The sequence below is a fragment of the Ruegeria sp. BHSB064 genome (assembly GCF_059613205.1).
On record NZ_JBXWSB010000060.1, the window covers coordinates 20,564 to 27,234 of the forward strand.

General features: G+C 51.0%; 9 protein-coding genes. 8 read left to right on the top strand and 1 reads right to left on the bottom strand.

All coding sequences use genetic code 11. The annotated features are described in order from the left end of the window. From AC2FNU_RS14610 to AC2FNU_RS14645, 8 genes are all read left to right on the top strand, one after another. Positions 1-816, top strand: coding sequence for a response regulator (locus AC2FNU_RS14610; RefSeq protein ID WP_496789758.1), 816 nt, complete (start codon positions 1-3; stop codon positions 814-816). Positions 817-874: 58 nt separating this feature from the next. Next, entirely contained in the window at positions 875-1,810 is a 936-nt protein-coding gene (locus AC2FNU_RS14615) for a mechanosensitive ion channel family protein (RefSeq protein ID WP_496789762.1), read from the top strand. Between the two features lie 122 nt (positions 1,811-1,932). After that, the gene (locus AC2FNU_RS14620; protein ID WP_496789764.1) at positions 1,933-2,217 is read left to right on the top strand and encodes a sll1863 family stress response protein; all 285 of its coding nucleotides are present in this window, start codon (positions 1,933-1,935) and stop codon (positions 2,215-2,217) included. A gap of 236 nt (positions 2,218-2,453) precedes the next feature. Then, complete coding sequence (locus tag AC2FNU_RS14625) at positions 2,454-2,651, top strand: CsbD family protein (RefSeq protein WP_496789768.1); 198 nt, start codon at positions 2,454-2,456, stop codon at positions 2,649-2,651. A 301-nt stretch (positions 2,652-2,952) separates the two neighbouring features. After that, complete coding sequence (locus AC2FNU_RS14630) at positions 2,953-3,438, top strand: hypothetical protein (protein WP_496789771.1); 486 nt, start codon at positions 2,953-2,955, stop codon at positions 3,436-3,438. Positions 3,439-3,448: 10 nt separating this feature from the next. Then, positions 3,449-3,574 carry an entericidin A/B family lipoprotein gene (locus AC2FNU_RS14635; protein WP_171331873.1) on the top strand — a complete coding sequence of 42 codons (126 nt, stop codon included), beginning with the start codon at positions 3,449-3,451 and terminating at the stop codon, positions 3,572-3,574. Positions 3,575-3,723: 149 nt separating this feature from the next. Then, positions 3,724-4,089, top strand: coding sequence for a VOC family protein (locus AC2FNU_RS14640; RefSeq protein WP_496757720.1), 366 nt, complete (start codon positions 3,724-3,726; stop codon positions 4,087-4,089). A gap of 226 nt (positions 4,090-4,315) precedes the next feature. Then, positions 4,316-4,831 (top strand): VOC family protein, encoded by a 516-nt coding sequence (locus tag AC2FNU_RS14645; protein WP_496789776.1) that lies wholly within the window; start codon positions 4,316-4,318, stop codon positions 4,829-4,831. 292 nt (positions 4,832-5,123) lie between these two features. On the opposite strand, the gene AC2FNU_RS14650 is transcribed toward AC2FNU_RS14645, so the two are convergent. After that, positions 5,124-6,143, bottom strand: coding sequence for an MFS transporter (locus tag AC2FNU_RS14650; RefSeq protein WP_496789773.1), 1,020 nt, complete (start codon positions 6,141-6,143; stop codon positions 5,124-5,126). Positions 6,144-6,671: the final 528 nt, after the last annotated feature.

Below are 6,671 nucleotides of genomic sequence, written 5' to 3' on the forward strand. Positions count from 1 at the left end.
ATGACGCAGCTGTCCGGAGTATCTGTGGCGGATCAGATCGGCCCTGTTTTGCCTTTTCTCCGCCGGTATGCCCGAGCGTTGACCGGTTCACAATCCCGCGGTGATGCATATGCTGCCGCAACGCTGGAAGCCATAATTTCAGACACGGATCAATATAGCAGTGATCTGTCACCGAGAGTTGCACTTTTTCGCACCTTTCATGGAATCTGGGCCACGTCCGGAAATGCTCACGAAGCCGACGGCAACAGCGACGATCTGTTAACCCGTGCACATGCCCAACTGGCCCGGTTGACCCCGAACACACGAGAAGCGTTGTTGCTCCGGACCGTTGAGGAATTTTCCGTCAGTGACATTGCGACCATTATGAAAATTGAGGCATCCGAAGCCTCCAAGCTTATCGAAATTGCCTATGACGAGATGGCCAAGCATATGTCTGGCCGTGTTCTAATCATCGAAGATGAAGCGATTATCGCCATGGATCTTGAGTCGATGGTTGCTGAGCTGGGTCATCGAGTTGTTGGCGTCGCGCGCACGGAGTCAGCCGCTTTGGATCTGGCAGAACGCGAACACTTTGATTTAGTTCTTTCAGATATTCAGTTGGCCGATAAATCCAGCGGTATTGACGCAGTTAACAGGATTCTTGAGACGCACGGCGATCGTCCGGTGATCTTTATCACCGCGTTTCCTGAGCGTCTGTTGACCGGCAAGGGGCCCGAACCAGCCTTCCTGATTTCAAAACCATACACGGAAGAACAGGTGAAATCTGCCGTCAGTCAGGCAATGTTCTTTGCGTCCAGCGCGATGATCGAAGTGTGAGCATGGCGTTCTGATCAGCACTGATGGCAAATTCAAACAGCAGAAAGTGGGGTTCAATATGGCGAATGAAATCGCTGATACAGCAGAAACCGTGAAAGACACTGTGTGGGCTCAACTGACCCAGATATTGGACACGGAGCTCTATGACGGGAAGTCGTTGAGTGACCTGCTCACGCTCGAGGCCATTCTGGGGCTGGTTGCCAATACAATTGCAGCGCTCATCATTCTGATCCTGGGACTCGCCGTATCTGGATATATCCGCCGGAAGATCCGAGGAATTGGCGAACAATCTGAACACCTGGACGATACATTATTCAATTTTTTGGGGAATCTGGCCCGATATACAATTCTGGCCTTCACCGGACTGTTCATTCTGAACACATTCGGAGTTCAGACAACCTCGATTATTGCTCTTATCGGTGCTGCCGGCCTTGCGATAGGTTTGGCACTCCAGGGCACGCTGTCAAACGTGGCGGCCGGAGTGATGATCATTCTGTTTCGTCCGCTTAAGATTGGTGACTTCGTGGACGTCGACGGTGTGCTCGGCACGGTTAAGGACATTACACTGAATTACACAGAAATCGCTGATATGGGTAATGTGAAGGTGATCGTTCCAAATTCGGAAGTCTGGGGCAACACGATCAAGAATTACTCCGTATACGACAGACGTCGGGCTGAGTGGGAATTTGGCGTCGGATACGGAGTAAACCTGGCAGATGCAGAGAAAGTCATTCGCGATACGATCATGGCCGATGAACGATCGCTTTCTGAGCCGGAGCCTTTTGTTCAAGTCAATAATCTGGGCGCCAGTAGTGTGGACTTTCTGGTCCGTGTTTGGTGCAATTCATCGGAGTATTTTCAGTACCAGGCGGATATGAAACGCCGTGTGAAAGAAGCTCTGGATGAGGCGGACATCAACATCCCCTTCCCGACGCGCACTTTGATGGTCGAAGATGCGTCGTCTGACATACAGGACAAGATTGCGGCTGAGTAAGTGAGACCGGCTGACGCTGCAACGGGTAGACGCGGTCCCGGTCGTTTGGGCGCAAAACTGCTCGGACCGCCCAGATCACCCTCACCATAAGCCAACCAACAACTTAGATATGCGGATAGCACATGACACGGGTCGGGTACGAGAAGAAAGCGAAGCTGCAGATCGATACTTGGAATGTTCAGATTGATCATCTCGAAGCACAGCTAAAAACAACCGATGAAGATTCGAAAAGAGCCTTGCAAGCACATCACATAGCGTTGTGCGCTGCACGAGCCGAGGCGGAGGCCAAGTTAGAAGAATTGAAGAAATCCGACGAAGAAGCATGGGACGACATTCGCGAAGGATATGAGGCGGCTTGGGACGACATGCAAAACGCCCTGAGCAAGGCGGCAATTAAACTCACCTAACCACCAATCGGTAAGGTCGTTGTGGGGGAGTTCTGCTGCAACAAGGCTGATCCTCAAAGCCGAAAAAACAGCTGTGATGAGTGATACACGACAGATAGTTGCACATCTTTCTCACCCAAGTCGCACAGCTTTGTCTCCCGCTCGGACTGGCCCCCTAAACGGCATCATCGAAACCTAAATGGTTTAACGTGAATCAATTCCTGCATCCGGTTTGGTAGAGAAGAAAGGAAAACACTATGAGCTGGGATGATATCCAAGATCAGTGGGATACCCTAAGAGGACGAGTTCAGGCCGAATGGGCCGAGCTGACGCACGACGAAATTGATCAGATCGAGGGAAAACGAGAAAGGTTGGTCGAGATTATTCACCAGAAATATGGCCGGTCCAAAAGCGATGTCGAAAAGGAAGTGGACGAGTTTCTGTCATCAGAATAGCTAGCGATCTTCCCGTTACACCCAATTTCAACTTTGGCATGAGTTGGTGAAATTTGATCGGCCAACCTCAGACTTCAGTCGGCGTAGATTATTGCTTGCAATCATGTTTCTAAAGCAACCGTATCCTCCCTGAAATCACCGGTCGTTTCCGCAGTGACTTGCTACATTTTACGAGGTCTTTGCCTGCTTCTGCACACTGTTTAACAGAAACCCGTGAATAGCAGAATTCTTCGGAACCAATTCTCCTGGAACACGTTTTTCAACTGCGCTCTTAAAAAGAATGCAAAGAAGGAGAATGACGATGAAACACCTGATCCAAAGCACAGCACTGATTTCTGTGATGGCAACCGCCGCTGCTGCTCAAACGCAGGTCTCAAAGATTGACGTGGTAGCAGATTTGTCTGCCCTTCAAACCTACGAGGCCGCAAGTGCGTGGAAGAACTTGGAAACAGACCTCGAAACAGCAATCGCTGAAAGGCTCGTCTCGCAAATCGCTCCGGAAGATGTCGAAGGCGCTGAAATCGAGATCGAACTCGACGAGGTAACACTTGCGAACAACTTCGAAACCGCGATCGGTGTTGGCGAATGGAAGCTGGTGGGGGATGTGGACCTCGACATGCCGGACGCAAGCAAGGACGAGAACTACACTTTAACCGTCTCCACTGACCAGATACGCGTCTTCTACCCTGAAGGAACAAATTCTGACGAGGTGTCGGTTGAAAGCGACGTATTCTATCAGGCGGTTGTGGCGGCATTTGCTGACAACGTCGCTGCAAAACTGAAGTGAGGGAGTAACAATGCGAAACCTGGCAGCACTTATAGCAATTTTGACACTGACGGCATGTGAAACAGTTGAAGGGTTCGGGCGAGACGTATCTAACGCCGGAAACCAGATCAGCGAAGAAGCACAGGAAGCACAGTAAATTTTTGCCGGCGTCCCACTAAGACAAACAAGCCCGGGCTGCGCCCCGGGCTTTCTTGCATCATGCGCTGCATAGCCCAAGTAAAGATATCCGTGGTCCATCGATTCAGTATATTTTGTGATCAGGGTTTTAAGTTGCGGAGGCAAAAAATGGAGAAAGTACTTGGCTTTGGTGGATTTTTCTTCAGAGCGGAGGATCCGGCCGCGCTGGCAGATTGGTATTTCAAACACCTCGGTATAAGCCCAGTTCCCAACGACTATGAAACGCCCTGCTGGGTGCAAGAAGCCGGCGAGACGGTCTTCGCGCCGTTCGAAAAGGTCACCGAGTACTTTGGCAATCGTGAAAGGCCTTTCATGTTGAACTTCCGTGTTCGCGATCTCGATAAGATCATCGCTCAGCTGGAAGCGGAAAACATAGAAGTGCGCCCTGATCCAGATTCTCCGTATCCCAATGGAAAGTTTGCATGGCTGAACGACCCTGAAGGCAATCCAATCGAACTTTGGGAACCGGCATGACAGGCAGCTGGGCGCGGTTTTCATGTTGCTGAGAGCCCATGTGGCACCTTTGCGGCAATGCTGCTCGTTGCACTGATCCACAGACCATTCTCAGAATGCTCGATCCACGCCGCATGACAGTTTTGGACCAGCGGGATGCCTTTGGAGTTTCGAGCAGCATTGACTCAAATCAATGACCAAACAGGGCAAATCCCGATACCTCGCACTCATGCTGAGAGGTACTGCAATGAATTCAAACAAGACGGGTCGGATTGTTTGGCATGACTTGTTTACAGCCGATGCACGCTTGTCCCAAAGCTTCTACGAAAGAGTCGCGGGCTGGAATTACTTGGTCGAACACGCAACCAACTTTGCATGGGGCGGAGGCGAAGGAGACTATATCCTAAGCGTATTGTCCAATGAGGCAGGTGCAGGGATCGTGGGACCCAATATGCCGCACCTACGTGGCTGGGTTCCGTATGTCGAGGTTGATGATGTCGACCGAGCAGCGGAAAGGTGTGTCGACCTCCGCGGAAGAGTTGTGAAACCTCCCTTCGAGGTCCCAGGTGTCGGGCGCAACTGTCTTTTATGCGATCCCAATGGCGCATTCGTTGGCATTTGCTTTTCCACACACGCCTTTCCGGCGCCAGCCAAACAATTCGGTCCCGAGGTCTACCTATCGCAAAGCAATGACTACCCAAACAAATTCTACGATGAGTTGTTTGGTTGGAAACGCACACTGAGAGCAGCCGTGGTAACTTAACTCATTCGATTATGCGAGCTGATGCCAATGTCGGTTTGCATCATACAACAGAGATCGATCCTAAGAGCCCAATTTGGGTTCCCACCGTTCGGGTTGGGAACCTTTTCGAAGCGCTGGATCAAGTGCGCGAAATGAATGGATATGTCCTTGAGCTGCAGAAGTGCAGGTTTGAAAAGTATGACATGGCACTGATACGCGACACGAACGGTACCTACTCATACCTCCTTGATCAGCAAGAAAACGGAAGCGGTTAGAGTTCGGTTTGCATATGCGTTGCAGGTGAAGAGCGTTTTTAAGTCGGATTGCCCCATCTGTGCACGATTATCGCGTCCGTGATGTTTGTTCTCGGTAGCACCGAGTAAAGCGGCATGATCAACCCGCCGAGAACAATGGACCCAATGATCATGACCAACTGCAAAATGGGCCCGTCATCCCCAGCCAACGTAAACCCATCGCCCCTGAACGCAATCGAAAGCACCATGATTGTAACTGCTGCGCACAACGACATCGCCGCAATGATATACCGCCTGTCCATCTGGTCAGAGGCTTTACCAATCGGAAACTGGAACACGATCCGCCCCAGGTAAAAAGCGGCCACAACAAACGCGATCAAGTTCGCATCAAGCCCACCAACCGAGGCTTGATATGGCAAAACATTCAATAGGAGGGCTAGCACAAAACCATTCACAAACACTCCGATGAACGCTGTCGGAGAAGCCTTGAAAGAAGCCCGCAGCCTTAGGTTGGCTTGCTCGGGAACTTCGGGGGGTGACGTTCTTGTCGGTGCGAGAACAATTATGGCAACTGAGTATAGTGCAGACATCGCAACAAAGGCTTCGGAAAGATCACCTGAAAACAGAATGATGAAAGCCTGGCTCGCAACTGAGGTAATACCCAGCACAATATAGTAAATTGACAAGACTCGACCCCTCGTGTTTGGAGGTGCCGTGTCGTTGATCCATGCGTCACCGATGGAATAAAGGGCAGCGGTTGCAAGCCCCGTCGCAAATCGGGAGAGCGTCAGGATCGTTGTGTTGTCCGTCCAGGACAAAAGTAACGCACAAAGGCTGCACAACGCAGCCGACGCGGCAAATGCCCTTATGTGACCAATACGTGCAAGCGGTTGGAAGATGAAGAAGCATCCTAGCAAAAACCCAAGCGAATAGCTCGCAGCAACAAATGAAGCCGCCTCTTGGCTTCCGCCCGACTCCGCAATTCGTAGCGAAACAAGCGTACCCAGAGCAGCCGTAGAAAGATGGATCATGCCTACGGAGAAGAAGAGCGAGCGCAGCGCCAAGACCGTGGTATTCATCCTAGTCTCCAATTGGGAGAATGAACAACGTCTGCGTTCACCCAGTTACCGTTTCGAAGGTCAGCTTCGATTATGAGTTATCTGGCAAATCTTACAGAACACAGTTGTCATGCGATATACCCAAGACGCTTTCGGTTTGAGTTTGAGGTGCGACTTAAAGGCAGGAAATCGTTCCAAAGGTCTACTTTCTGCGAAACCTACTCTCGGGCCCAAAATCGACCTGAATCGAGGGCCACTGACGCTGCGGCGCGGCTCGTCAAACCTGCCGTTCGCCGCGTGTACGAAATCGGCGACGTGACGAACTTACGCAATGCGGGATGAAGCTGACTACCCTTCTTTATGTTGAATGGCCGCTACAGATAACTAAGAAGAGTTCAAAATCAGCCGTCAACTGTTGTGTTGTGCACGTGTTCATCCTATGTGCACATCATCTGAAATGGAGATTTCATGTCCCGGTAAAGAAGGGAGGCAGCGCGCCTCCCGGAGCACATTCAACATCTGAAGCAACGCCGTCACTTCACAGCTGAC